Origin of the sequence: Flagellimonas taeanensis, assembly GCF_003584105.1 — a bacterium.
Classification (GTDB): domain Bacteria; phylum Bacteroidota; class Bacteroidia; order Flavobacteriales; family Flavobacteriaceae; genus Flagellimonas; species Flagellimonas taeanensis.
In genome coordinates, this window is sequence record NZ_QXFO01000018.1 from 127,950 (window position 1) to 152,309 (window position 24,360).

The following is a 24,360-nucleotide window of genomic DNA, read 5'->3' on the forward strand; positions in this document are numbered from 1 at the left end:
ACCAAAGGAATGAATAGACCCCTGGTATCACACCCCAATGAAAATGTCCTGTTGTCCTGTTGGAGAAGGACCGCCTTTTTGATCACCTTGGTATTGGTGAGCATCTTTAGTCAGATAGATAGGGTGCTGCCGTTTATTTTGGGGGAATCGATCAAGCTGGACCTTGGCCTCAATGATACCCAGCTCGGTCTCCTTACAGGGGTCGCGTTTTCCGTTTGCTATTCCTTGGCCTCCCTGCCCCTTGCGCGAATAGCCGATAAAGGCTGGGCAAAGCAAGTGTTGGTGCTGTGCCTTTTGCTCTGGAGTGCCATGACCGTATTGGGTGGATTGGCCTTCGGGTTTGTTCTTCTTGCCTTTTCACGTTTTGGCGTTGCCCTTGGTGAGGCAGGAGGGACCCCTGCAAGCCATGCCATGATCGTGGATCGGATACCCGCCGCTTTTCGGGGACGGGCCATAGGGTTGTTTGCCATGGGAATTCCCTTGGGGACCATGATCGGCTTTGCCTTGGGGGGATGGATAAGCGATCATCTGGGCTGGCGGTACGCTTTTATCGGTGCCGGTGTTATTGGGTTGTTGGTGGTCCTATTGGTCCTTTTGTTCGCCAAGGGAAACTATGGGGTGTTGCGTTCCAAGTCCGATGATGAAGGCTTTTTGGTATCGGCCAAAAAATTGTTCTCCAAACCCTCTTTTGTCTGGTTGTTCATTGTGGCCAATTTATTGGGTTTCGCCACCGCACCCTTTTATACGTTTACCGCTCCTTTTTTGATCAGGACCCATGGCCTGACCGTATCCGAGGTGGGACTGTCGTTCGGGCTTTTACAGGGCCTTATGGGGATATTGGGAACCTTACTTGGGGGAAGATGGTTCGATAGGGCGGTCAAGCGCGGATCGACCAAACTGATGAACCCTCCGGCAGTCGCACTGATCATAGCCGCGGTCTCAACGATGGTGGGGCTCTTTGCACCCTCATCATTCATGACCATTGCGCTCTTTGTGCCGGCCATGTTCGCCTTTGCCTTCCTATTGCCTTTTGCCTTTGGATCGGGTCATGTGGCGGCAGGGCCAGGGAAAGAGGCCCTGGCAACGGGGATTTTTATGATGGGTGCAGGAATGCTATCTGTTGCCCTATCCCCCTTACTGGTAGGGATGATCAGTGACGCCGCATCCACGGAACCTGGAGCCAATGGATTGCAGATAGGAATGTTGGTGGTTCCCTTATTTTGCGTTTTTTCTAGTGTTGGTTGTTTTATCGCTAGCGATAAATTGAGTGCCTACCTTAAGATCGGTATGAATAAGAAAAAGGAATGAACACAGGGGGCTATCAGTGTATTGCCATAACAACAAATTTATGGACCTGGATCCAACCATTTTTGAAATTAATCGGACCTAAATGCCATATCCATATTATGGAGAGAAGAACGTTTTTGAAATCCACGGGAATCTTAGCTTTGTCAATGGTATTGGGTAAATGGGCCACGGGTTCCATAGTCAAAACAAAAAATAGGGCACCTATGATTAAAAATCCAGAATTGAACACCATACTCTCGTCTTGGGAGGGAAATCCGATCGATGAAAATGGCCGCTTTGTGAACCATGAATTCCCTATGAAGAATTCATTCGGGGATGCACTGAAATGGATGCTGCAAAGGAACCCGAAACGGAAAATCAAGAAAGAGGACAAATGGCGGATGCAAGTGGTGAAGGATGATTCGTTTTTGCGTTCCAAGGAAGATGTGATCGTATTGTTGGGGCATGCCTCCTTTTTCATCCGAGTGGGGGGAAGGCAAGTTTTGATAGATCCGATTATGGGTTCGGTTCCGCTGAAAAAGCGGTACACCGAATTTCCGATAGCCACGGATAAACTGGTGGATATCGATTATGTACTGGTTTCGCATGCGCACTATGACCATTGTGACAAGGCCAGTTTGGTGACCCTTCATCGGCAGAACCCGAATGCCAAGTTTTTAACCGGGTTGAACATGTCCACCCTGTTGAAGGATTGGGTGAAAACAAGCGAGATACAGGAAGCAGGTTGGTATCAGGAATATAACTTGGATGACAGCCTGCAAATTTACTTTTTACCCTCTAGGCATTGGTCAAACCGCAGGATTGGGGATGAAAATGCCTACTTGTGGGGTGCTTTTGTGTTAAAGAGTGGTGAAAGGACCATCTACTTTGGAGGGGATTCCGGATACGGGAGCCATTTCAGGGAAGTAGGGGAACTTTTCCCAAATATTGATGTGGCCCTGATCGGTGCAGGGGCCTATGCTCCCCGTTGGTTCATGTCACCCAACCACCAAGATCCGGAGCATGCCGTAAGGGCATTTAATGATACCAAGGCCAAAATGATGGTGCCTTTTCATTACGGAACCTTTGATATGTCCGATGAACCACTTTCCGAGCCCGAGGCCATACTGAAGTCCTTGGCCAGGAACAATAAAGTGCAGGGGGAATTGAAAATTGCAAAAGTTGGGGAAGCCCTTTCCTTAGGGTAAAAAGAGAACATGGACGGTTATCCGTCCCGATTTATTTTTTTAAAACGATAACTAAATTATACAACGAATGATAAAGAATGTGATATCAATGGTGCTTTTGGGCATATCGGTTTTTTTGGCCCTCAAGCACGGGTGGGATGCTTTTCAAGCACCCAGTCAGGAGCAATCAAAAATGATGGCCGAATTGGGCATCACCAAAACAGCAATGCCTTATTTTGGGATATTCTCAATACTCATCGGGTTGATGTTGATCTGGCACAGGACCTTTTTTTTGGGCAATATGCTCAATGCCATGGTCATTTTGATCATCATGGTATTGTCCCTGAGGGCGGGAAATTATAAAATGGCCTTGATCGAAATTCCTTTTTTGGCCATGCCCTTGCTATTGATCTATCTCAAATATCCCTTTAAACATTAAATACCAAGAACGATGAACAAGCTACCCATTAGAGTGAATTCCATTTCCATGGCCCATAGGATAAGGGGCATGGCACCGCCTTCGCATCCACTGATAAGCATTACGGATGTCGGGGCCGTCAAAGGGGCCGCGGACATTAGTGCGGTACTGGATTTTTATATGATTTCCCTCAAAAGAAACTGTGACAATTTGACCTACGGACAGCAAAAGTACGATTTTGACGAAGGGGTAATGGCCTTTGTCGGACCCAACCAGGTGTTGAGGGGTCAGGAGCATGAACCCGGTTATGCCCCTAAAGGTTGGGTGATGTTGGTGCACCCGGATTTTTTTTGGGGTACCTCCCTGGCCAAAAAGATCAAGAAATACGAGTTCTTCGGATATGCAGTGAATGAGGCTCTGTTCCTTTCCGAAAAAGAAGAGGCGACCATCAATGGGATCATTGAAAATATCAGACAGGAATGTGATACCAACATCGATAAGTTCAGCCAGGATATCATTGTTTCGCATATAGAGACCTTGTTGAACTATTCAGACCGCTATTACCAACGACAGTTCATCACCCGGAAAGTGACCAATGCCAAGGTACTGACACAGATGGAGGAAATTTTAACGGAGTACTTCAAAAATGGGAATCTATTTGAAGGCTTGCCCACTGTGCAATATGTGGCCGACAAACTGAATGTCTCGACCAAATATTTGAGCAGTATGTCCAAGCAATTGACCGGACTGACCACCCAACAGCATATCCATCAAAAATTGATAGAGAAGGCCAAGGAAAAATTGTCCACTACCAATCTGTCCGTGGGTGAGATTGCCTATGAACTGGGGTTTGAGCATCCACAGAGCTTCAGTAAGTTGTTCAAGACAAAGACCAAGCAAAGTCCTTTGGAGTTCAGGGCCAGCTTTAATTGAATTTAGCAAAACCTCATCCAATGGTCGATCCATCGTTGAATCCAACTTTTGACAGGGTTACGGAAGGGGCAAAAATTAAGACCAACTAGAGTGGTTTAAAAAAAAGAAAACGATGAAACGAAGCAAAATATATGGGATGTTGGCTCTTTTGACCTTAAATGCCTGCACGACTATGGACAATAACAGGATACAGGGAACTTGGGAACTGGTCTCGGGCAACCTGCACATGGAAAATGACACCTTGGCCCTTTTTGGAAAGCACCCGAGCGGCTCTTTGATCTTTACGGAAAACATGCGTTTCAATGTGATATTGAATGATATGGATGTACCGGCATTCCATGCAGAGGATAGAAGTCAAGGTACCTGTGAGGAACTGCGGGCCGCAGTGACCGGGTCTTTGGCCCTCTATGGCACCTATTCGGTCGATGAAAATGGTGATTTTGAAAGCCAGCATGTCATTGGCTCCACATTCCCCAATTGGAACGGATTGAATAGGGACAACAGGCAACTTTCGCTGGAAAGGAAGGGAAATCTTTTGGTGGAAAACTTACCCTTGGAAAATGGAGGGGTGGTTGTGATCGAATGGCGGAAAATAAAGGATTGATAGTATTGCATCGTGGAAGGTATTCAATCCATGCCGAATGGCAATATGGTCCCTAAAGAGATTCCAGGTAATCCATGATTGAGGGTTGTTTTTGCCAAAAGGCAAAACTTATGGGAATATATTGGGTAATTTAGAAGCATGGAAGAATTCCTCGATTTTATGCTACAGTTCGGGAACCTGAACCAACAGCAAAGGGATTTGATCACCAAAAAAGCGGAGACTATTGAGCTTTCCACGGATGATTATTTCTGGGAAGCTGGGAAACCGATCAACCATGTCGGATTTACCAAAAAGGGTGTACTGAGAGTGTATTACTACAATAACCAAGGGGAGGAGATCACCCGCTATTTCATTGAGGAAAACCTATTGATCCTGTATGGCCATGATATCGGATCCAACTACGTTCCCTCCGAATATTTGCAGGCCATTGAACCGTGTGAACTTGTGGTTTTCTCCAAGAAGAATTGGCGGGATATTTCGGAAACCATTGTGGGATGGGAAGCGATTGTCCAAAAAATCGTGGCCAGGCAACAAAAGGAAAAATTGGAGCGAAGAAGTCCATTGATCGAACAGGATGCCAAAACACGGTATCTTGGATTTATGCAGAAATTCCCGAATCTGGTCAATCGAATTCCTTTGTCCTATGTCGCATCCTATCTGGGAATCACCCAATCGACCTTGAGCAGGGTTCGAAAAAGGATTGGGTAATCCTGCTTTTTGCCTTATGTCAAAAGGTTCCATGGTATAAAGGACAACCTTTGTACCCATGATAATCAAAAAATCAAGAAAAATGGAATCAAGAAAATTGGGCGATTGTGGATTGGAAGTCTCTACCCTGGGATACGGGTGTATGGGATTGAGTTTCCCTGGCGCCCCTTCCAAAGCGGAATCTATTCAATTGATGCGATCCGCCTTTGACAAGGGGGTCACTTTTTTTGACACGGCTCTTCGCTATGGGGACAATGAACTTTTGGTAGGGGAGGCCCTTGCTCCCATCAGAAGCGAAGTGGTCATCGCGACCAAGTTTGGGTTCAAACCGGATGCGCAATTTGAGGTGGATAGCCGTCCAAATAGCATACGATCTGCGGTAGAAACTTCGTTGGGGCGATTGGGGACCGATCATATTGATCTACTCTACCAGCACAGAATAGATCCGAACGTTCCCATCGAAGAGGTGGCAGGAACCGTGAACGACCTGATCCAAGAGGGTAAGGTAAAGTATTTTGGACTATGCGAAGTGGATTCAAAAACCATTCGAAAGGCACATGGGGAAACGCCCCTTTCGGCCGTACAAAGTGAATACTCCCTATTTTATAGGGATCCCGAGACAGATGTGCTGCAAACCTTGGAGGAACTGGGGATCGGATTGGTTCCCTTCAGTCCTTTGGGCAAAGGATTTTTAACAGGTACGATATCTGCGGAAACCACATTTGACGAAACAGATCCACGAAATCTTTTGCCCCGTTTTTCAGAGGAGAACAGAAAGGCCAACCAGGCTCTGGTGGATCTGGTGGTTGCCGTGGCAAATGACAAAGGGGCCACCCCGGCCCAAATTGCCCTAGCATGGCTCCTTGCCCAGAAACCCTTCATTGTTCCCATTCCAGGAACTTCCAAGTTACATCGCTTACAGGAAAACATTGATGGGGCAAAGGTGACATTGTCACAGGACGAGCTGGTGAAAATTAAAGGTGCTTTGGAGACCATTAAAATTGTTGGGGAGCGCTATCCCTCACAAATTCAAAAGAAGATTGGCAAATAGTTTAGCAATACTAATGGAAGATTGGCTAACGTTTTGAACCGTATCATCCCATTTCTACTACTAGCCAGCTCCAGTGAAGTGGCTAGTAGTGAATGGAATGTTTAAAGATACCCTGAAATCCAATGGGGATGAAACTGACGGTGATGATGAATTACAATACCACAAAGTTTCAATCCATCAAAAATCCCAGACCAATAAAAAGGCTTAGTTCCTACCTGTATATTGGCTTATGGCCATAGTTAAAAACCATAAATACCACCGGAAACCGAGATTTGTTCCCCTGTGATCCAAGCGGCTTCATCCGAGGCAAGAAACACGGCCACTTTTGCAATGTCCCCAGGCATTCCCATACGTCCCAACGGTGTGTGTGCAATTAGGTTCTTTTCGGCATCACTTCCTTTTGTCACTCCGGCAGCTTTGGCACCATCTGTTTCAACCCCACCTGGAAGAATGGAATTTATACGGATATGCCTTGCACCCAGTTCCTTTGACAAGGCCACGGTGATGGCATCAATGGATGCTTTGGTAGCGGAGTATGCCAACATCCCGGGAGAAGGCATTTTGCTGAACCCGGAACTGATGTTGATAATGGCCCCACCTTTGCTATCCAAAAGCTTAAGGGCCTCTCGAATGGATAACAATGTTCCAAGTACATTTATGGAGAATTGCTTTTGAAATGATTCTTCCGTGAACGCTTCAATGGGTTGATATTGACCAACACCTGCATTGTTTACCAAGATATCCAACCCCCCAAAGTCTCTTTCCGCCGTTTCAAAAAGTCGGATGACATCGGTTTCCTTGGATACATCTCCCTGTATGGCCAGTGCCGACCCTCCTGCATCCAATATGGTTTTTACAACCTTTTCAGCACCATTTTTATCCGAGGCATAGTTCACGATTACCTTTGCGCCTTCTTTAGCCATATGTATTGCGATGGAGGCGCCAATTCCTTTGGAAGCCCCTGTTACAATGGCCACTTTGTTTTTTAATCTACTCATGTTATTTTTGTATTTTTGTTATGGTATCAAAAGTATACTATAGATAGGATGAAAAAGATACTATTATGTAAATAGTGGTTACATTTGGGTAACTACAAAAACAATGAACATGAGGGATGAAAAATTTTGTAATTCACATTGTCCCCTTACAAGGGCCATTGGGAAGGTTGGGAACAAGTGGAAGCCCATTATCATCAACGTAATCAATGACCGGACCATTCGCTTTGGACAACTGGACGCGATCATTCCCGATCTTACGAGGAAGGTCTTGACCGAACAATTGAGGGAATTGGAGGAAGATGGCATCATCTTGAGAACGGCCTATAAGGAAATACCACCACGAGTGGAATATCAGCTTACCGATCAGGGAAAGGCAATGCTGCCTATCCTGGACTCCTTAAAGGATTGGGTCCTAAAATTTGAAAAGAACTGAATGGTTTACAAGGATTTTGTCTAATGGTATAAAATCCGAAACTCGGAAGGGCTCATATTCGTTTTCTTCTTGAACAGTTTACTGAAACTTTGTGGATGTTCAAACCCCAGTTCATAGGCAATCTCACCCACGGACAGATCGGTAGTGGACAATTTTTCCTTTGCCCTGTCGACCAGCATGTCATGGATGTGTTGCTGCGTATTCTTACCGGTGTACATTTTTAACAATCCACGAAGATAGTTCTGCGAAATATGCAGCGTATCCGAGATATACTGTACGGTCGGCAACCCTCTTGAAACCAAATCCCCATCATTGAAGTAGGTGGTCAGTAACATATCCAATTTTTCCAGGATTTGATGATTGGATTTTTCCCTTGTGATATATTGTCTGTTGTAAAATCGCTCCACATAGCTCAACAAATTTTCAATATGGCTTATTATGATCTGCTTGCTGAATGCATCGATATTGGAATGATATTCATTTTTGATGGCACCGACGATACCATTGACAATGGTTTCTTCCTTGTCGGATAAAAAGAGTGCTTCGTGTACGGCGTATCCAAAGAATTCATATTTCTTGATCTTTGTTGCCAACGAGGTATTCCATATAAAATCCGGATGGATGAGCATGATCCATCCCTTAAGGTCATCCTCAGGGGACGGTCCACCGCCCGATATCAATTGGTTCGGGGCCATGAAGCCCATCAGTCCCTCATCGAAATCATAGGTCTGTTGTCCATATTGCAGCTTATTCTTGAATCCCCTTTTTAAGGTGATGTAATAAAAGTCCAATATGGCCCTCATTTCTGTGAAGCCCTCGGGCATTTGAACATCCGCATAGTTCATGACACTGATAAGGGGGTGCTCCGGCGGGGCCAAACCTACCATCCGGTGCAGTTCGGTTATTGATTTGATTCGAATGGTATTCATCCAATTGGGTTTTGGGTAAAAGGATATCTTGATGGATTGTTAAGGAACGATCTTAAAGGGCATCCCGGCCCAAACAAATTTGGTGCTGTCCGCCCGAGGTGCCAAACCAATCGATAAGACCATTCATAACATATCTAAAATTAATACTTTCTATTATCAAAGGTAACATTGGCCAATTCCAGGGATACGTCCCATAATTTTTGGGCAACGATCTTATCCTCGGCCTGTACCGGTATTTTTGCTGGAGTGGGGAATCCCCGGGTCTCACTCAATTTATTTGGCCCATAATAGGCTCCTGGTTCCGCCTCTGGGGAGGTAGCGGCAAACAATGTCGGCAATGCCCCCATGGCCGGCGGTTGGAACATAAAGGGAAGAAAGGTCCTCATTATCCCCGAAGAACTCCATCGTCCCGCTCCGGTGATCAGGAGATTTGTGCGGGAAACACCTGGGTGGGCGGATAAACTCATGATACCCCAACCGTTTTTATCACTTTGACGTTGGAGTTCAAAGGCAAACATAAGGTTGGCCAGTTTGGATTGTGCGTATGCTTCCATGGGTTTATAGGAAGATCTTGACTGAAGGTCATCAAAATTGATCTTGCCATTACGGTTTCCGATACTCGAAACGGTGACCACACGGGGATGGTTCGCCATGGACAATAGTGGCATGAGATGGGCCGTCAATGCAAAATGGCCAATATGGTTCGTGCCAAACTGTATTTCCAGACCGTCGGCGGTTTCGAGCCGTTTGGGCGGGGTCATGATACCGGCATTGTTGATAAGAAGATCGATCGGCCTTCCTTTTTCTTGCATTCTGTCCCCAAAGGCCTTGATCGAGGAAAGGTCGGCAAGATCGATCTTTTCAAAACTTACGTTTGCCTTTTGATAAAGTTTGTGGACCTGTACTATGGACTCCAAACCTTTCTTAGGGTCACGCCCTGTCATTATTACGTGCCACCCGGACGATGCCAAGGCGAGGACATCTTGAAAGCCTATTCCCTCGGTTCCGCCCGTTACTACGGCCAGACCTCCATTACTTTTGGGAATATCGGAGGCTGTCCAATTTTTGATTTCGTTTTTCATTTTTTGATATCTATTGTTTTACGCTATACTGTTACTGAGGTTCGTTGGGATTTCAGTGAAACCCCTATGTCGACTTGAACTGTACTTTTGGTATTGCAATGTTTTTTGAAGTACTTGTAAATATGTTATGTGGTTAAAATGTAATTATTGAAGATATACCCCATAATCACGGCAATGGGAATCCCTACGGCGGCATTGATCAGTGCCTTTTTGGCCTTGTTGGGAAAATCGTTCCTGTACCTGAAGTATAAAAAGAACCCAACAGGCGGAATTGCGTTTGATAGTAGGGTCTGAACCACTGAAAGCTTGTCAATTTTGATGTTTTTTTCCATTTTGTTTTTATTTGATCGTTACCAATAGCTCTTCCACAAATAGACGGATGTAATTCACCCGAATCGTTGGACGAAAGCTTCTTTCTTCTATACTGTCCACTGAATTCACTGCAGTGTGCCGTAATGTTTTTTCTAACTGTATTTTGTCATTTTTGCTCCATTTGCCCTTGCCAAAATGGAGGATGAGATGGGCTCCAATTTTTTTGCCGTCCAAAGAATCTGCAAAGACGTTTTTGCCGTGATAATTTGAATCCATTGAAAGGGTTATGGCATCTTTATGCTTATTGTTGATATAGATTGTTTTATTGGAACTGCATGAAGCAGCCAATAGAATGGATGAAAGCAATAACAGCCTTTGATGCCCCCTTTTGATTGATCTTACTTTTGACAGCATTCGTTTAAATTCGATTTGATCCCCAATTCATTTTTTCACCTTCAAGAAAGTTGGAATAGGCTCCGATTTTTTAAGGTCCACTTCTTTTTAAGGTGGATTTATTGCCCGTTCCGGATGTCATTCTTTTAAGTAACAATGACACCCCAAAATTCAGGTTAATTGAATGGGCGGACGTGTCTAAAACGCCTTTTGTTGTAGTCATAAATCACTGTATTACGAGAACTTGATTCGTGGGATGTCACCTATTTTCGAAGGTATATGGAATCACCCATTGAAGGAGAATCTCTATTGAGGAAGGCTTGAAGTTGTTCCGGATAGATCTAGAAAATTGATGTGGCCGATCGCTTTTGGAAAGTCACGGACAACATGTGGTTTACCGGTATGGTCGTTCCTTAAGAAAGGCCCTCAAGAGGTCCGATGCCTTTTTGCCCTTTCATGCCAAAGGGACTTGTGAACGTATGTTTTGGACTTTTCAATAAAGTGTGTTTGGGCTTTTCAATAAACTGAAACTGTCAAAGTATACAGAGATTTGCAGGAGTTAAAAACTAAGTGATGAACGGTAAGGAAATCGTGTTGGTAACGGGTGGAACTGGATTTTTAGGGATGCACATCCTGTTCCAATTAGTGCAGAAAGGCTATTCCGTTAGAACTACCATAAGAGATAAAGCAAGTATTGGAGTGGTGTTACAGACCTTAAAGGACAATGGGATCTCCAATCTTGAAGGATTGTCCTTTTATGAGGCAGATCTGAACCATGACCAGAACTGGGAAAACGCGATCAGGGGCTGTACTCCACCTTAGGGGGCACAACCGGATAGATCTTTCGGGTGACCAGTTCGTGGTCTTCCAATTCCTTTAATTGAATGTTCAGAACCCTTCGTGAAGCGTCCGGAATTTTACGCTGAAGCTCACTTGGTCTTTTATGACCCTCGTTTATGAACCAAAGTAAACGCATCTTCCATTTTCCGTAGAGGACTTCACCAATCAGGTCAAGGCCACAACTTAGGTTGGGTAATATCTTTCTTTCATACATAAGACAAAAATAAACCTATGTACCAAAATAGACAATAGGGGAATAATTTGTCCCTATGTGAATCGTAAGTCCGTACTTGTGGGAAAGTATCATACGGCAGAAATTTGCATAAAACAATTTCAAATAAACCAACAAATGGATTATCAGAACGAACTGGCCGGTCAAGTGGCCTTGGTCACAGGGGGAACAAAAGGGGCGGGAAAGGCAATTGCCGAACGCTTGAACAGTGCAGGCGCCAAAGTCATTGTTATCGCCCGAAGCCAACCGGAATCCGTGGCCAATGGAATACAATTCATTCCATCAGATCTCAGTACACAGGATGGCCCTGGAATGGTTGCATCCAAGGTCTTGGACCAATTCGGTAAGATCGATATTCTGGTCAACAATATGGGAGGGTCCGAAACACTTGGAGGCGGGTTCGCAGCCCTTACCCATGAAGATTGGGAGTCTGCCCTTAGGACCAATTTACTGGCCCCAGTTGGATTGGATAGGGCCATATTGCCACAAATGTTGGAACGGAAAAGCGGCGTGATCATCCATATTGGTTCCATTCAAGGGAAATTGCCCCTGCACGATTCCACATTACCTTATGCCGCGGCAAAGGCGGGGTTGATCAATTATAGCAAAGGATTGGCAAAGGAAGTATCTCCCAAAGGTGTTCGGGTGCTGACCGTCTCTCCAGGCTGGATCATGACAGCGGCATCCAAAAGGATGATGGAACGCATCTCCGAAAGCTCCGATATCTCCATTGAGGCCGCGACCCAGTCGGTAATGGATGCGTTGGGGGGTATTCCCTTAGGGAGACCAGCACAGCCGGAAGAAGTAGCAGAACTTGTTGGCTTTTTGGTCTCCCCAAGGGCAGGCTATCTGACCGGCACTGAATATGTAATAGATGGAGGTACCATCCCTACCATTTAATTTCAATAATCATCAAAAAATAAACAAAATGAAGTTACCAGAAGTAATATCGGCCCTAGTGGAAGCACAGGACAATTTTGACGGCGCGGCTTATGCCGATTGTTTCACCGAATCAGCCGTAGTCTTTGACGAAGGGAAAACACATAACGGGAAAAAGGAAATAAAACATTGGATAGAAAAGGCGAACAGGGAATATCAAGTGACCATGAAACCACTTGAATATTCGGAAGGCGAGCAAACTTTGAAGGCCGAAATTTCAGGAAGTTTTCCTGGAAGTCCGCTCGTTTTGTCCTATAAATTTGGGTTCAAAGGCAAAAAAATCCAATCCCTGAGAATTGTTCAATAAAAGTCAATAAAAGTTGACACTCTTTTTAAAACTTTACAGATTATATTAGGTCCCCTAATTCAAATACTTTAAAAGTAAGTTTGGATTCATTGTGTAAAAATGAATTCTAACAAAAATTGAAACATGCTTAAGGAATTTTCATATAAACAATTTGGCAGTTCAAGAATAGGACAATAATCTTTAATTTTACCCTCACAAGTATATTTGGTTTGCAATGGCAATACTCAACAGATCCTATTTCTATAAACTCATATTATGTACAGAAGAATACTAGGATTGCTCCTTTTTTGGGTGATATCCTGCAATTCACCAATTGACGCACCTATTTTTTCGATAACGAAGATTGAACAGGGCAAGGATGGAAAAACATTGTTTCTGGAAGATGCTAAAGGAACGGTATATACAACGGTCATCAGCATTCCAAACGGTAATTATGTGGATGTTGAAGTAGGGGACAGGGTACAATTGGAAATAAATGAAATTTTAGAAGATATGGACCCAATCATCATTGTGTCTAAATCGGTGACAGTCTTGGAATAAGATATCCTTAAGTTTTGTTTAGTTGCCATTTGACAAATGACTGTTTGGTCCACTTGTCTTTAATTTGGAGTGATACTTTCTATCATGTTTTACACACCGAAGGCATTCTCGTTCAGCCTTCACTTTCTTCACTTTAACCGAAGGTCCATCACCCCAAAGGGAGTGATCTTGGCCAACTATAAACGCTCGGGATATGTAAGGGCCGATACCGTTGGAGCCTAATGGATTCAGGGCAATGTTTCATTATTGACCTGTTTGAAAACCACATTGGACCAAGGAACGTCATCTTTATTTGCAACCTATTTCTGAAGACCCCCAATCAAGGGTGTTAATGGCAATCACCGACTTTCCGATTTCCTGATATTTTTTGAAAAAAATTGGATATTTTGTAAAAAAAGCAAACTTCTGTCACCCTTCCTTTGGATTTTGGCAACATAAAGTTGAGAACTTGATTTTTTTGATGAAAAGAGCAAGTTTGGATTTGACACTTGTGTCTCATTAAAATCGTAGGAACCAAAACATAGATAACCAACACCTTCTAAATCCTTTATTGTATGAAACATTTTTTATTGACAACCTTTTTGATCATACCCATGCTTTTGAGCGCTCAGATGATGGGTGGACCCGATCGTAAACCTGGAGAGGGCGAGGGTCCATACGACCGCCTTATTATCCGTGGCGTGACCTTGATCGATGGAACCGGGGGGCCACCTCGCGGTCCGGTGGATATTGTGGTAGAAAAAAACAAAATAGTCGATGTGGCCAATGTCGGAGCCCCCCACGTGCCCATAGATGAATCCAGACGTCCAAAACTGGGAACAGGGAACACAAAAGAAATCGATGCCACCGGCAAATACCTTATGCCCGGTATTGTAGATCTTCACGTTCACACTGGTGGAGTCCCAAAGGCCCCAGAAGCAGAGTACGTGTACAAATTGTGGATGGCCAATGGGATCACAACGGTGAGGGGAGTGCCCTTTGGAGATTTGGAGTGGTCACTTAAAGAACGTGAGAGGAGTGCCAAGAACGAGATCGTTGCACCAAGGATGGTCTCATTCCACCGCATTGGCAATGGAAAAGAGTGGAAAGACCGCAAGATCCTGACCCCAGAAGATGCCAGGGCTTGGGTGCAATATGCTAAAAAGAAAGGTGTTGACGGCTTGAAGCTGGGCGCACATGAGCCATCGATCATGAAAGCGGTACTGGAAGAAGCCAACTCTTTGGGGATGGGTAGTACCGCCCACTTGGCGCAGAGCGGTGTCGCACAGATGAATGCCATTGATGCCGCCAGACTTGGATTGACCAGTATGACACATTTCTATGGACTGTTCGAGTCCATGTACGAGAACCACGATGTGCAACCTTTCCCCATAGATATCAATTATGGCGATGAACAGCATCGCTTTGGCCAGGTGGCCCGTCAATGGAATTTGGTGAAACCGGGGGGTGAAAAGTGGAATGCCCTCTTGGATGAGTTCCTGAAGTTGGATTTCTACATCAACCCGACCATGACCATTTATTCCGCTGGAAGGGATGTGATGCGTGCACGTAATGCCGACTGGCACGAAAAATATACCCTGCCCTCACAAATGGATTTCTTTGAACCAAGTCGTAAGAACCATGGAGCTTATTGGTTTGACTGGACCACCGAGGATGAGGTGGCTTGGAAGAAATACTATCAGGTATGGATGCAGTTCCTGAACGAGTATAAGAACATGGGCGGGAAAGTGACCGTGGGGTCCGACTCTGGGTTTATATACCAATTGTATGGTTTCGGGACCATCTTGGAGCTGGAGATGCTGCAAGAAGCCGGCTTCCATCCCCTTGAAGTGGTCCGTGCCGCTACCATGCACGGTGCCGAGGAGATTTTCAAGCCCCTTAACAAGCCCATCGAGTTCGGAGTGGTACGTCCTGGTCTTTTGGCCGATATGATCATAGTGGACGAAAATCCTCTTCAGAACTTCAAGGTACTGTACGGTACTGGGGCCATACGGCTGAACGATGAAACCGGAAAACCTGAAAGGGTAGGAGGAATCGAGTATACCATCAAGGATGGAATCATCTATGATGCCAAGCAATTGTTGAAAGACGTGGAAACCATGGTGGACAAACAAAAGAAAGAGAGGGCTGGCAAATAAAATCGACCAAGTTTTCTGAAGATCACTATTTCTAAGCAGGTGGCCATCATGCAAATGGTGCCACAAAACAAAACCCCCTTTGTTGGCTAAAGGGGGTTTGTTATTTCATCACGTAAATGTCTATTTTCCCAATCCAGCTTGGGCCAAGGTGATCAAAAGTGCCAATTGGATGGATTCGTCACCGGGTTCGTCATTGAGATACCATTCGTGCAGCGAGTGTGCCCCGCCTCCTTTTCCACCCCGTCCGATGCATACGGAAGGGATTCCTTTGGAAACAGGGATGTTGATGTTCGTGGACCCTCGCCCCAAACTTGGCGTTACCCCAAAATATTGCGTCGCGGCCATACTCCTTTGGATGAGGGGCAGGGAAGGGGGGAGCTCACCGGAGGGCCTGTCACCAATTTTGGTGAGTTCATAGATTACCTCATCACGTACGCCGCTATTATTGTATTCCGTGATTGCCTTTTCCACCGATGTTTTGAAAATAGCCTCGATCTCGTCCAGGTTCATAGGGTCGATGGCCCTCATATCCACCTCCATCCACGATTCAAAGGGAATGGAGTTCACCGAGGTTCCCCCACCGATTCGCCCCACATTGAAACTGGTTCTTGGAATATCTCCCGAAGTATAGTCCCAAGCGTCCTTGGAAAAAATGTCGATGACCTTCCCCAAGGCATGGTGCGGGTTGGCAAGCCCGAAGGCACCCCAAGAATGACCGCCCGGTCCTTTTACGGTCAGTTTATAACGTTTGGAACCCAATCCGGCATTGCTGATTCGCCCAAGACTGCCGCCGTCTATGGCGATCCACGAATCAATGTTCAGACCTGATTCGTTGAAGAGGTATTTCATTCCTCTGAGGTCACCCAGTCCCTCTTCGCCAACGGTCCCTACGATAAGAATGTCTTTTTGGGTCTTGATCTCTGCCTTGTTCATGGCTTTCAGCATGCTGATGAGCATGGCCAATCCACGGGTGTCGTCTCCAATGCCGGGAGCCTTCAAGGTGTCGCCGACCTTTTTTACGGTGACGTCGGTACCCTCCGGAAAGACAACGTCCAAGTGGGCATCAACGCCCACATAGCCCGGTTCGCCAGAAGTTCCCTTGCGCAGGCCGATCACATTACCGGCTTTGTCGGTCCAAATACTGTCCACACCAGCTTCTTGGAGCATTTTGGAGAAAACCTTTCCACGTTGGTCTTCCATAAAAGGAGGCGCCAACACTTCGGTGAGCGTGATCAGATCCATTGTGGTGCTGTCCTTTTGCTGCCGAATGAAATCGAACGCGACCTTGACCTGCTTTGACTTGGCCAAACGCTCGACTTGCTTGGTGTATTTTGCTTCGATTTTTTCTTGGGCCATTGTCGAAAGGGATACTAGTCCGAAGGTCATAAGCAGACCCCATGTGATTTGTCTCATGATTGTTGTTCTTGTGTTCTTCTAGGGTTTAGTTTGGTTTGATGATTGGTCAGTTTTAAGCACAAAAGCGCAAATACATGCGCTTTTATGTCCGTAATCCCCGTGAAGGTAACGGTTATTTTCCTAAATTAAAACTAAACTGAGGCCTTACATTTCTTACTTTATCGTTGCACGTTTTCCAGGTTTCCCCCTTTTTCCACGATTACAAAGTCGGACCGTCTGTTCACCAAGTGTTCCTGTTCGCTGCACTTCACGCCATTGGAACATTTGTTCTTCAACCGGTATTCGCCATAACCGTTTGCGCTCACTATCCGGTCCGGTTCCACTCCTTTGGAGATGAGGTACCACATGGTGGATTTTGCCCTGTCGTCCGACAATCTAAAATTATATTGGTCCGATCCCCTGGAATCGGTGTGCGACTCAATCTTTATTTTGATGCTGGGGAATTCCTTCATGGCAAAAAGCACCTTTTCCAATTCGATTTCGGCCCTGGGGGTAATCTCCGATTTGTCGTATTCAAAGTAAATGGGGTCAACCTTGATTTTTTCTACATCGCCCTCCTTCACCACCAAACTTTCGAAAGGGGTAAGGTACACCATGTTTTCCTCGGATGGACTTTGGGGATCTTCGCCCGTGTTGACCACTATCTCTTTCTTGGTGAACCTTGGTTTGGAGAAAACAAGTTTGCTTTCCTTGTTGCAGGGCAACGTGACACTGAAAGCCCCATTGTCATCCGTTTTCATGCCCGTGACAAATCCAGTGGAGGTGTCATAAAGTTCCACATTGGCCAAGGGTATGGGGTCGCCAGTCTTTTCATTGAGCACATAGCCCGAATAGACCAAACAATTGATGGGTTTGGCTTTTTTGATGCGATAGATATCATCGTCCCCTACACCGCCAAAACGATTGGAAGCATAATATCCATTTCCGGTTTCACCGCGTAGGATCATAGAAAAGTCATCCATATTGCCATTGATCGGCGGTCCGATGTTCTTGGGCAGTGCGTAACTGTCTTTTGACTGGATGATGGTGGAAAAAATATCCAATCCTCCGAGGCCATAATGCCCATCGGAAGAAAAGTAAAGGGTGTTTCCGTCCACATAGGGAAACATCTCCCTACCTCTGGTATTCACATTGGGACCCAGGTTTTTGGGCGGGGTCATTGCATCTCCGTCAATGCCAAGTTCCACCATGTACAGGTCACTCTCCCCATAGCCGCCTGGCATGTTGGAGGTGAAATAAAGGTGTTTTCCATCTGCGCTAAGGGCTGGGTGTCCGCATGAGTAATCTTTACTGTTGAAGGATAGTGAGCTCACATTCACCAATTCATTGTTGAGGATGCTCCCCTTGAGGATCTGCATATTGGAAAGCCCGTCGCCATTGGCGTTCAGTTTATCCTTTTTCAGATAGTTTCGGGTAAAATAGATGGTCTGTGCCCCAGGAGCAAAGGCTACGTTGGCATCGTGGTAGGATGATGCCAGGTTGTCCAAAAACTTTTCAGGGACAAATCGGGATACATTGGGGTTGGCGACGTAGAGGTCCAAATAGGGCTGGTTGTTCCATGGATAGAGTTGTCCGCTGGATTTTACGGTATCCCTTGCCGATGCAAAAACCAATAGGTCTTGGTAGAACGATGGTGCAAAATCCGATTTTTTACTGTTGAAGGCCAGGTTTTGTACTTCAAAGCTGGGGTCTTTCATCAAGAGACTATCCAAGTATGTTTTTTGGGCCATGATCATGTCCAGTCTTTTTTGGTCGGAATAGAAGTCGCGGAGCAGTTGGTCCGCTTCCTCCAACTGCATGTCGGCCTTCAGGCACTGCACCAGTTTGATGATATTGCTCTCTCCCGTGTTTTTCCCTTCAATGGCATAGAGCTTGGCATACCATTCCTTGGCCTTTTGGTATTCGCTCATATTGAAATAACTGTCCGCCAATCGTTGCACCACGTGCAGGGATGGTCTTGATTTTTCGGAAGCCAGATCCTTGTAGAGGACAATGGCCTTGTCAAACTTAAAGTCATTGAACAATTCGTCCGCCCTGTCAAGCTTGTTCTGTGCCGTCGTACTGATAAAGGAACAGAACGCTATAAGAAGTATCGCTTTTTTCATTGGTATTGATTTTTATGACGTCCATTGGCCCTTTAGAAGAACCTAGGGGACAGTGCCCTTTTGTTTATATCGAATACATTGTATTTCAAGATGATTTCATGGGAACCATCATTGTAGTTGTCCAGGCCTGTCAGGGAATAGTCGTAGGCATAGCCCACGAAGAACCGCTTTGCAAAGTGGAGGCCAGCCAATATGCTCACGGCATCATCATATCTATAGGCAAGACCAACGTTCACCTTTTCCTGTAAGAGGAAGTTTGCGGAAACATCCAAAGTGAGGGGGGTTCCTGCAACATGCTTGGTGAGCATGGCCGGTTTGAACTTGACACTGCTGGAAAGATCCATCACGTAACCCGCCATGAAGTAGTATTGGCTTTTTCTGTCTGTTACCGCTCTGTCGTCATCACTATAGATTTCTGAGTTCAAAAAATTGTCCGTGGAGAGTCCGAGGTACCAACGATCACTGTAAAAGAAAGCACCCACCCCGAACATGGGTCTGGTCTCATTGAGGTTTTCACTGAAAACAGGATCCAAATCGTCCGCGAAGACCCCTTTGGACCAATCAATGTTCAGTATGTCCAACCCGGCATTCAACCCAAGGGACAACCTGGTTTTTTGGCCTGTTGGGATCTCATAGGCAAAATGACCGTTCACTTTCACGTTGTTGGAGGCGCCTATATTATCGTTCACCGCAGTGAGGCCCAAACCGGTCCTTTTGCCTGTCCTGCCCTGTATGGTGAACGATTGGGTCTCGGGTGCCCCATCGAGTCCCACCCATTGGGAACGGTAGAGCACATTGGCCTCAAAATTGGCGCTGGTCCCTGTGTATCCAGAGTTTAAGACCGTTGTGTTGTACATATACTGTGTGTACTGCGGGGCTTGCTGTCCTTTGACCCCGGTCCATTGCAACGCCAATGTGAGGCACAGTAGGACTCCTATCTTGTTTTTTATGATCTGTATCATTGCTAAATGGTATTGTTTGATTTGAAAATGGGACCTATCGTGCCAGTTGTATCCAACCCACGAGGTTTCTGCTCAGTTCCGGAATGTTGATGACGTAATAATAGGTGCCGGAGGGTAAGTGTTCCCCTTTGTTCAGGATGCCGTTTACATTGGCTATCCCGTCCCAGTTGTTCTGGTAGTCCACGGTCTCGAAGACCTTGTTCCCATTTCTGCTGAACACTTGTATGCTGTTGGCATAGTTTTCAATACACTCTATTTCAAAAAAGTCATTAAAGCCATCGTTGTTAGGGGAGAACTCATTATAGACCCTTAGGCAGAATTCCTCACCCAGAACACAGTTTATGACCGCTACATCCAATTGGAACGTTTCAACAGGGTTGCAACCGGCGGGATTTTCATAGATAACACTGATGGATGTGTCCTGTAGACTATTCCAGGTGACGGTCACAAAATCGTCCGTTGCCGTTCCTCCTGCTACTATGCTTCCTCCAGTGACCGTCCATGAGTACATCTGTTTGCCGGTCTCTGTGGTGTAGGTGTATTCCTCTCCATTGAGGCAGGCCTCTTCGGTCTGTCCTGTGAGGGTGATCGGTCCACCATCATCAACCGTAACAGCAACCTGCAATCGGGTGGTGCTCTCGCATCCATCGGAATCCCGTATGGCTCCATAATAATTCATTCCGTCAACCAAAGTGGTGGAGGGGTCTAATTCTTGTCCCCCGTTTGGACTGTCATAAAATACGACATTGGGTTCGTTCACTTGAAGATCTCCCACAGTGGGTTCATCGCTTGCACAAAAGGTCTGTGTGCTGGAAGTGGTGGTGGGTGTCGGCGGATTGATGATGTTCACGGTAATGCCCACTCTGGCCAATACCGATATGGGAACACCTAAAATCCCTGCAAAATAGACCTCTCCGTCCACCAAGGGAGTGCCAAGGTCCAATTCCACAACACTATCCAGGCTATCGAAAAGCGAAATATTGCTGTCCACTTCCAAATCGAGCAATGTAGGGTTGTCCGAGGCGCAGAATATTTGTAGGAGGTCATCCACGATCAACACGGGAATGTCAATGTCGATGTCCCCGGTTAGTGTACAAAGCCCTCCATTGATAAATACCTCAATGGCCGCATCGGGATCGAGAGCCAAATCCGATCCATCAACGTCAATGTCAAAATCCAGGTTGGCATCCAAAACGCCATTATAGGTTTGGCCATTGATGGTAAGGGTTATGACATCCCCGACATTTGCATCCCCGGTAACACTACCCGTAACTGCATAGGTGGGTGTTCCCAAAAAGAAGTCGATCAAATTGTCCAAAGTAATGATGGGGGCTGAAACAATATTTACGCTTGCTCCGGAATCCACAATCACCACACTGGCGACCTGAAGATCTCCTGGGGCATTTTCACAACCTGCTGTGGCTTCGGTGATCCTCACATAATAGGAATATGGGCTGCCTGCTTGGTTCAATCCGTTAATGGTGAGCGTTCCGTCATCTGGGTCAATGTTGTAGGTCACTGACCCCACGACCTGTCCATCCGTGATTTCATTTGTGGCGTTGGCATCAAAATACCAACTGTAGCTACCTTCTACATCACTGGTAGGGATCAATACCACATCATTGGAAGAACAAATGGGATTCTCATCACCTATTATGGTGATGTCACTGGCCGTTGGGATGTCAACTACGCTCACCGTTACGGGAACTCTGGGGGATTCTTCAGGGCAACCCACTTCTACCGCTGCTACATAATATGTTGTGTCCGTGTTCAAAACAGGTGTTGTATAGGCTTCACCGGAATTTATCGTGGCCAGTAGATTCCCACCAGTTTCGGCATCGTACCATCTTAATTGGTTACCCACGGATGTGGTGGCCGTCAAATCAACCGTTGAGCCATCACAAATGCTTACATCTTGAGAATCCGGATTTAATTCCGGCATGGCAGGTGCACGGTATATTTCAAAGAGATTCAGATTTTGGTCCAGTGAAATGTTCAACAGGGAGGATAAACGAAGTGTGACCCTATCTGCTGGAGCACCTGGGTCCAGTGGAATGGTCACTATTTCCCCACCTTGCAGTAGACCCAACAGGTCAACATTCAAAAGACTGGATATGTTTTCCGTAAAAAAGGGAGCTTGAGAACCATTTTGAACGATTGCTTCAATATTGTTCAGGACACCAGCCTGCACCAACTCCGGATCCACGCCCAACCGGATATAGAAATTTTCCCCTGCTTCGGAAAGCGTATCAAAATAAACAGTCTGTTCAATGCTTGCGGCCACGCCCAAAACGCCAAGTCCTATCAGTGATGAAGTTCCCAGATCTCCATCTATGGCCAAATGGGGATTGGTTACCCCTGCTCCGAGGTTCAAAAGGTCCAAGGTGAGCCCGCTTCCGTCAAATGAAGTGTAGGTAGGCGTACCACACAGAGCGGGGTCGGGTCCATGGAATGCCCCAAAAAGATTCAGCTCGCGGGTGTTGTTCAAGCCTATCAATGAACCTATACTGTTGGTGAGCCTTACCCGGTTATAATCCGAATCGGGGGCTATGGCCAAAAAGTAATCATTGTCCACATTGGTCACAACCCGTAACATATCTGTAGCGAAGGGATTGGCATTACCCGAAGATTCCTCCATCACCGTACCAGCGTTGTTCTTTATGGAGACCGTGAATTCTTGGTTTCCAATGAGCAATACGCCAACAATATCTGATAATAGTCCTCCGAGGCTTCCACCCAGTAAAAGAGGGAGCAGGTCCTCTTCAGTATCCAACTTTACATAGGAAGTTGTATTCGATGGCAAAGTGGAAGGAAACTCCACTTCCAAATGACCGGCATAGGCGCCGATTCCCAATGCAATTCCGGTACTTGCCCTTACTGTTGCAGATGTGGACAGATTACCATCGATTGCATTGGCAGAATTGTCCACTTCATCTTCACTTATAATGTTTGTGGCAAAGGTTTGTCCATTGACTGAAAAAACCGATACAACAAGTAAAATAAGGAATAATGATTTTTTCGAATAAAGTAATGATTGATCCATAACAAAAGTCATAATTTTTTATATATAACTCAGTTATTTTTCAATTATTTTATTTAGTAGTCTATTTCTGTATAAAAAGAAAGAAAATAGTATATAAAAAGTATTATTAATAATTTAACAAAATAGTATAAATACTATACTTCTGAAGTAAAAATAAATATAATAAGTAGGTTATATATTGTTAATTATTATGCTCTAATGATATTGAAATACTATTTATAGAAAAGTTGTGTGAAGTATAAGGTTCCTGAACTATCTGCCTTTACGCTTACAGCGGTGTAAAGAAAGTCTCCTTCCATTACTTTTCTGTGGGTGTCACTTTTGATCCATGCCTCCACTATGGCTTTAGCGGTTGTAAAGCTCTTCCCAACATTTTCAGATACATAGTTGGCGTTGGCCTGCTGGGCCAGATTGGAGGACCGCACATCAAAATTGTCATGGCTTATTTGGCCATCTGAGATCATCTCATCTGTATGTTGGGCCGCATAATTGTAAGCGATACCATCAAAGTCCAAAACATTCAACCCTTTGGACGACCTATATTCGTTAACAAGACCAAGGATTTCCAGCTCGATTTCCGATGCTATGTTTTCGGGGGAAAGTATCAGTTCATCCTTCAGGGAAGGAGTGCTGCACGAAGCCATAAACAGCACTACTATGGTAAGGATGAAGGGGGGGATTTTAAACATTTTCAAGGCGTATTTTTTTAAATTCGGGTGCAAAAGTACCCTGACATTTTCCTTTGATAAAGACCCTTGGGATTCTTTATATGAAGTGGCCATTATCTTCGATAAAAGGCTCAAATTTTGCCCAATGGGCCTCGATCTATGTATGATGAAAATATGTTATCGGGAAAAACCTTCACATCATCGTGGCCCGTTGTAAGAGAAAGATTACCGTTTGGTTTTTTTTTTTGAAAAATTCACGAGTTTTGACGTACTTCACCAAAAAACAACAGCATGACCATTTTTGTGGATATGGACGAGGTGATCGCCGATGCATTTGGGGCGCATCTTGACCTGTACAATGAAGAGTTCAACGCCCAACTCAAGAGGGAGGATTGTTATGGAAAGGAAGCATGGCAGTGTGTTCCGCAAGAACACCAACAATCCATAAAGGACCATACTTGGAGGGATGGCTTTTTTAAAGGCTTGAAAGTTATTCCGGATAGCCAGGATGTACTTTTTGAACTGAGTAAAAAACATGAGGTCTACATCGCCTCTGCCGCCATGGAATTTCCACAATCCTTACGCGAAAAATCGGATTGGCTGGATGAGTTCTTTCCATTCATCCCCTGGCAGAACCGGATTTTGTGTGGCAACAAGCACGTATTGAAAGGGGATGTCTTAATCGACGACCGGAGTAAAAATCTTGGGCCGTTCGACGGCAGGTCCATTATGTTTGCCTCACCGCATAATACTAATGTTACCCTCTTTGAGCGCGCAGATACATGGAAGGATGTAGCCGACAAACTTTTGTAACTTGTAAACCTCAAAAATAGAC

The 24,360-nt window shown here is 45.4% G+C and carries 26 protein-coding genes; 15 read left to right on the plus strand and 11 right to left on the minus strand.

Going from position 1 to position 24,360, the window contains the following annotated elements; all coding sequences use genetic code 11:
* The first annotated feature begins 9 nt into the window (after positions 1 to 9).
* The 7 genes from D2V93_RS08625 to D2V93_RS08655 all read left to right on the plus strand — a co-directional run bounded on the left by D2V93_RS08625 (position 10) and on the right by D2V93_RS08655 (position 6,188).
* Positions 10 to 1,308 carry an MFS transporter gene (locus D2V93_RS08625; RefSeq protein WP_119619182.1) on the plus strand — a complete coding sequence of 433 codons (1,299 nt, stop codon included), beginning with the start codon at positions 10 to 12 and terminating at the stop codon, positions 1,306 to 1,308.
* 203 nt (positions 1,309 to 1,511) lie between these two features.
* Positions 1,512 to 2,495, plus strand: coding sequence for an MBL fold metallo-hydrolase (locus tag D2V93_RS08630; protein ID WP_119619343.1), 984 nt, complete (start codon positions 1,512 to 1,514; stop codon positions 2,493 to 2,495).
* Positions 2,496 to 2,562: 67 nt separating this feature from the next.
* On the plus strand, positions 2,563 to 2,913 hold the full coding sequence (locus tag D2V93_RS08635; RefSeq protein WP_119619183.1) for a hypothetical protein: 351 nt from the start codon (positions 2,563 to 2,565) through the stop codon (positions 2,911 to 2,913).
* A 12-nt stretch (positions 2,914 to 2,925) separates the two neighbouring features.
* On the plus strand, positions 2,926 to 3,825 hold the full coding sequence (locus tag D2V93_RS08640; protein WP_119619184.1) for a helix-turn-helix domain-containing protein: 900 nt from the start codon (positions 2,926 to 2,928) through the stop codon (positions 3,823 to 3,825).
* Positions 3,826 to 3,937: 112 nt separating this feature from the next.
* The gene (locus D2V93_RS08645; RefSeq protein WP_119619185.1) at positions 3,938 to 4,429 is read left to right on the plus strand and encodes a lipocalin-like domain-containing protein; all 492 of its coding nucleotides are present in this window, start codon (positions 3,938 to 3,940) and stop codon (positions 4,427 to 4,429) included.
* 138 nt (positions 4,430 to 4,567) lie between these two features.
* Positions 4,568 to 5,137: a Crp/Fnr family transcriptional regulator gene (locus D2V93_RS08650; protein WP_119619186.1), complete on the plus strand. Its 570-nt coding sequence runs from the start codon at positions 4,568 to 4,570 to the stop codon at positions 5,135 to 5,137.
* A gap of 82 nt (positions 5,138 to 5,219) precedes the next feature.
* The gene (locus tag D2V93_RS08655; protein WP_119619344.1) at positions 5,220 to 6,188 is read left to right on the plus strand and encodes an aldo/keto reductase; all 969 of its coding nucleotides are present in this window, start codon (positions 5,220 to 5,222) and stop codon (positions 6,186 to 6,188) included.
* Positions 6,189 to 6,427: 239 nt separating this feature from the next.
* On the opposite strand, the gene D2V93_RS08660 is transcribed toward D2V93_RS08655, so the two are convergent.
* Entirely contained in the window at positions 6,428 to 7,186 is a 759-nt protein-coding gene (locus D2V93_RS08660; RefSeq protein WP_119619187.1) for an SDR family NAD(P)-dependent oxidoreductase, read from the minus strand.
* A 109-nt stretch (positions 7,187 to 7,295) separates the two neighbouring features.
* Between D2V93_RS08660 and D2V93_RS08665 the strand changes: the two genes are divergently transcribed.
* A complete protein-coding gene (locus D2V93_RS08665; protein WP_072880461.1) occupies positions 7,296 to 7,619 on the plus strand; it encodes a winged helix-turn-helix transcriptional regulator in 324 nt (107 codons plus the stop codon).
* Positions 7,620 to 7,639: 20 nt separating this feature from the next.
* Here the strand turns inward: D2V93_RS08665 and D2V93_RS08670 are convergent, their stop codons facing one another.
* The 4 genes from D2V93_RS08670 to D2V93_RS08685 all read right to left on the minus strand — a co-directional run bounded on the left by D2V93_RS08670 (position 7,640) and on the right by D2V93_RS08685 (position 10,218).
* Positions 7,640 to 8,548: a helix-turn-helix domain-containing protein gene (locus D2V93_RS08670; protein WP_119619188.1), complete on the minus strand. Its 909-nt coding sequence runs from the start codon at positions 8,546 to 8,548 to the stop codon at positions 7,640 to 7,642.
* A gap of 140 nt (positions 8,549 to 8,688) precedes the next feature.
* Positions 8,689 to 9,630, minus strand: coding sequence for an SDR family oxidoreductase (locus D2V93_RS08675; protein ID WP_220473633.1), 942 nt, complete (start codon positions 9,628 to 9,630; stop codon positions 8,689 to 8,691).
* A gap of 125 nt (positions 9,631 to 9,755) precedes the next feature.
* Positions 9,756 to 9,962, minus strand: a complete 207-nt coding sequence (locus D2V93_RS08680; RefSeq protein ID WP_072880063.1) for a hypothetical protein — start codon at positions 9,960 to 9,962, stop codon at positions 9,756 to 9,758.
* Between the two features lie 7 nt (positions 9,963 to 9,969).
* Positions 9,970 to 10,218, minus strand: coding sequence for a hypothetical protein (locus D2V93_RS08685; RefSeq protein ID WP_147377391.1), 249 nt, complete (start codon positions 10,216 to 10,218; stop codon positions 9,970 to 9,972).
* Between the two features lie 690 nt (positions 10,219 to 10,908).
* On the opposite strand from D2V93_RS08685, the gene D2V93_RS08690 reads away from it, so the two are divergent.
* Positions 10,909 to 11,157 carry a GDP-mannose 4,6-dehydratase gene (locus tag D2V93_RS08690; RefSeq protein WP_119619190.1) on the plus strand — a complete coding sequence of 83 codons (249 nt, stop codon included), beginning with the start codon at positions 10,909 to 10,911 and terminating at the stop codon, positions 11,155 to 11,157.
* Here D2V93_RS08690 and D2V93_RS08695 read toward each other — a convergent pair.
* On the minus strand, positions 11,135 to 11,389 hold the full coding sequence (locus tag D2V93_RS08695; protein WP_245978151.1) for a winged helix-turn-helix transcriptional regulator: 255 nt from the start codon (positions 11,387 to 11,389) through the stop codon (positions 11,135 to 11,137). The genes D2V93_RS08690 and D2V93_RS08695 overlap by 23 nt on opposite strands.
* 135 nt (positions 11,390 to 11,524) lie before the next feature.
* Here D2V93_RS08695 and D2V93_RS08700 point away from each other — a divergent pair, with 135 nt between their 5' ends.
* From D2V93_RS08700 to D2V93_RS08715, 5 genes are all read left to right on the plus strand, one after another.
* Positions 11,525 to 12,307 (plus strand): SDR family oxidoreductase, encoded by a 783-nt coding sequence (locus tag D2V93_RS08700; protein ID WP_119619346.1) that lies wholly within the window; start codon positions 11,525 to 11,527, stop codon positions 12,305 to 12,307.
* A 28-nt stretch (positions 12,308 to 12,335) separates the two neighbouring features.
* Positions 12,336 to 12,653 carry a Cif family virulence factor gene (locus D2V93_RS08705; RefSeq protein ID WP_119619191.1) on the plus strand — a complete coding sequence of 106 codons (318 nt, stop codon included), beginning with the start codon at positions 12,336 to 12,338 and terminating at the stop codon, positions 12,651 to 12,653.
* A gap of 255 nt (positions 12,654 to 12,908) precedes the next feature.
* The gene (locus D2V93_RS08710; protein ID WP_072879026.1) at positions 12,909 to 13,193 is read left to right on the plus strand and encodes a hypothetical protein; all 285 of its coding nucleotides are present in this window, start codon (positions 12,909 to 12,911) and stop codon (positions 13,191 to 13,193) included.
* An 84-nt stretch (positions 13,194 to 13,277) separates the two neighbouring features.
* The gene (locus D2V93_RS18650; protein ID WP_182849972.1) at positions 13,278 to 13,415 is read left to right on the plus strand and encodes a hypothetical protein; all 138 of its coding nucleotides are present in this window, start codon (positions 13,278 to 13,280) and stop codon (positions 13,413 to 13,415) included.
* A 332-nt stretch (positions 13,416 to 13,747) separates the two neighbouring features.
* Positions 13,748 to 15,331, plus strand: coding sequence for an amidohydrolase family protein (locus D2V93_RS08715; RefSeq protein ID WP_119619192.1), 1,584 nt, complete (start codon positions 13,748 to 13,750; stop codon positions 15,329 to 15,331).
* A 120-nt stretch (positions 15,332 to 15,451) separates the two neighbouring features.
* Here D2V93_RS08715 and D2V93_RS08720 read toward each other — a convergent pair whose 3' ends face one another.
* The 5 genes from D2V93_RS08720 to D2V93_RS08740 all read right to left on the minus strand — a co-directional run bounded on the left by D2V93_RS08720 (position 15,452) and on the right by D2V93_RS08740 (position 23,546).
* Positions 15,452 to 16,744, minus strand: a complete 1,293-nt coding sequence (locus tag D2V93_RS08720; RefSeq protein ID WP_119619193.1) for a M20/M25/M40 family metallo-hydrolase — start codon at positions 16,742 to 16,744, stop codon at positions 15,452 to 15,454.
* A gap of 161 nt (positions 16,745 to 16,905) precedes the next feature.
* Entirely contained in the window at positions 16,906 to 18,852 is a 1,947-nt protein-coding gene (locus D2V93_RS08725; RefSeq protein ID WP_119619194.1) for an OmpA family protein, read from the minus strand.
* 32 nt (positions 18,853 to 18,884) lie between these two features.
* Positions 18,885 to 19,814 (minus strand): PorP/SprF family type IX secretion system membrane protein, encoded by a 930-nt coding sequence (locus D2V93_RS08730; protein ID WP_119619195.1) that lies wholly within the window; start codon positions 19,812 to 19,814, stop codon positions 18,885 to 18,887.
* A gap of 34 nt (positions 19,815 to 19,848) precedes the next feature.
* The gene (locus tag D2V93_RS08735) at positions 19,849 to 22,743 is read right to left on the minus strand and encodes an Ig-like domain-containing protein (protein ID WP_245978153.1); all 2,895 of its coding nucleotides are present in this window, start codon (positions 22,741 to 22,743) and stop codon (positions 19,849 to 19,851) included.
* A 326-nt stretch (positions 22,744 to 23,069) separates the two neighbouring features.
* The gene (locus tag D2V93_RS08740; protein ID WP_119619347.1) at positions 23,070 to 23,546 is read right to left on the minus strand and encodes a CAP domain-containing protein; all 477 of its coding nucleotides are present in this window, start codon (positions 23,544 to 23,546) and stop codon (positions 23,070 to 23,072) included.
* 270 nt (positions 23,547 to 23,816) lie between these two features.
* On the opposite strand from D2V93_RS08740, the gene D2V93_RS08745 reads away from it, so the two are divergent.
* Complete coding sequence (locus D2V93_RS08745; RefSeq protein WP_119619197.1) at positions 23,817 to 24,338, plus strand: 5' nucleotidase, NT5C type; 522 nt, start codon at positions 23,817 to 23,819, stop codon at positions 24,336 to 24,338.
* The last annotated feature ends 22 nt before the right edge of the window (positions 24,339 to 24,360 follow it).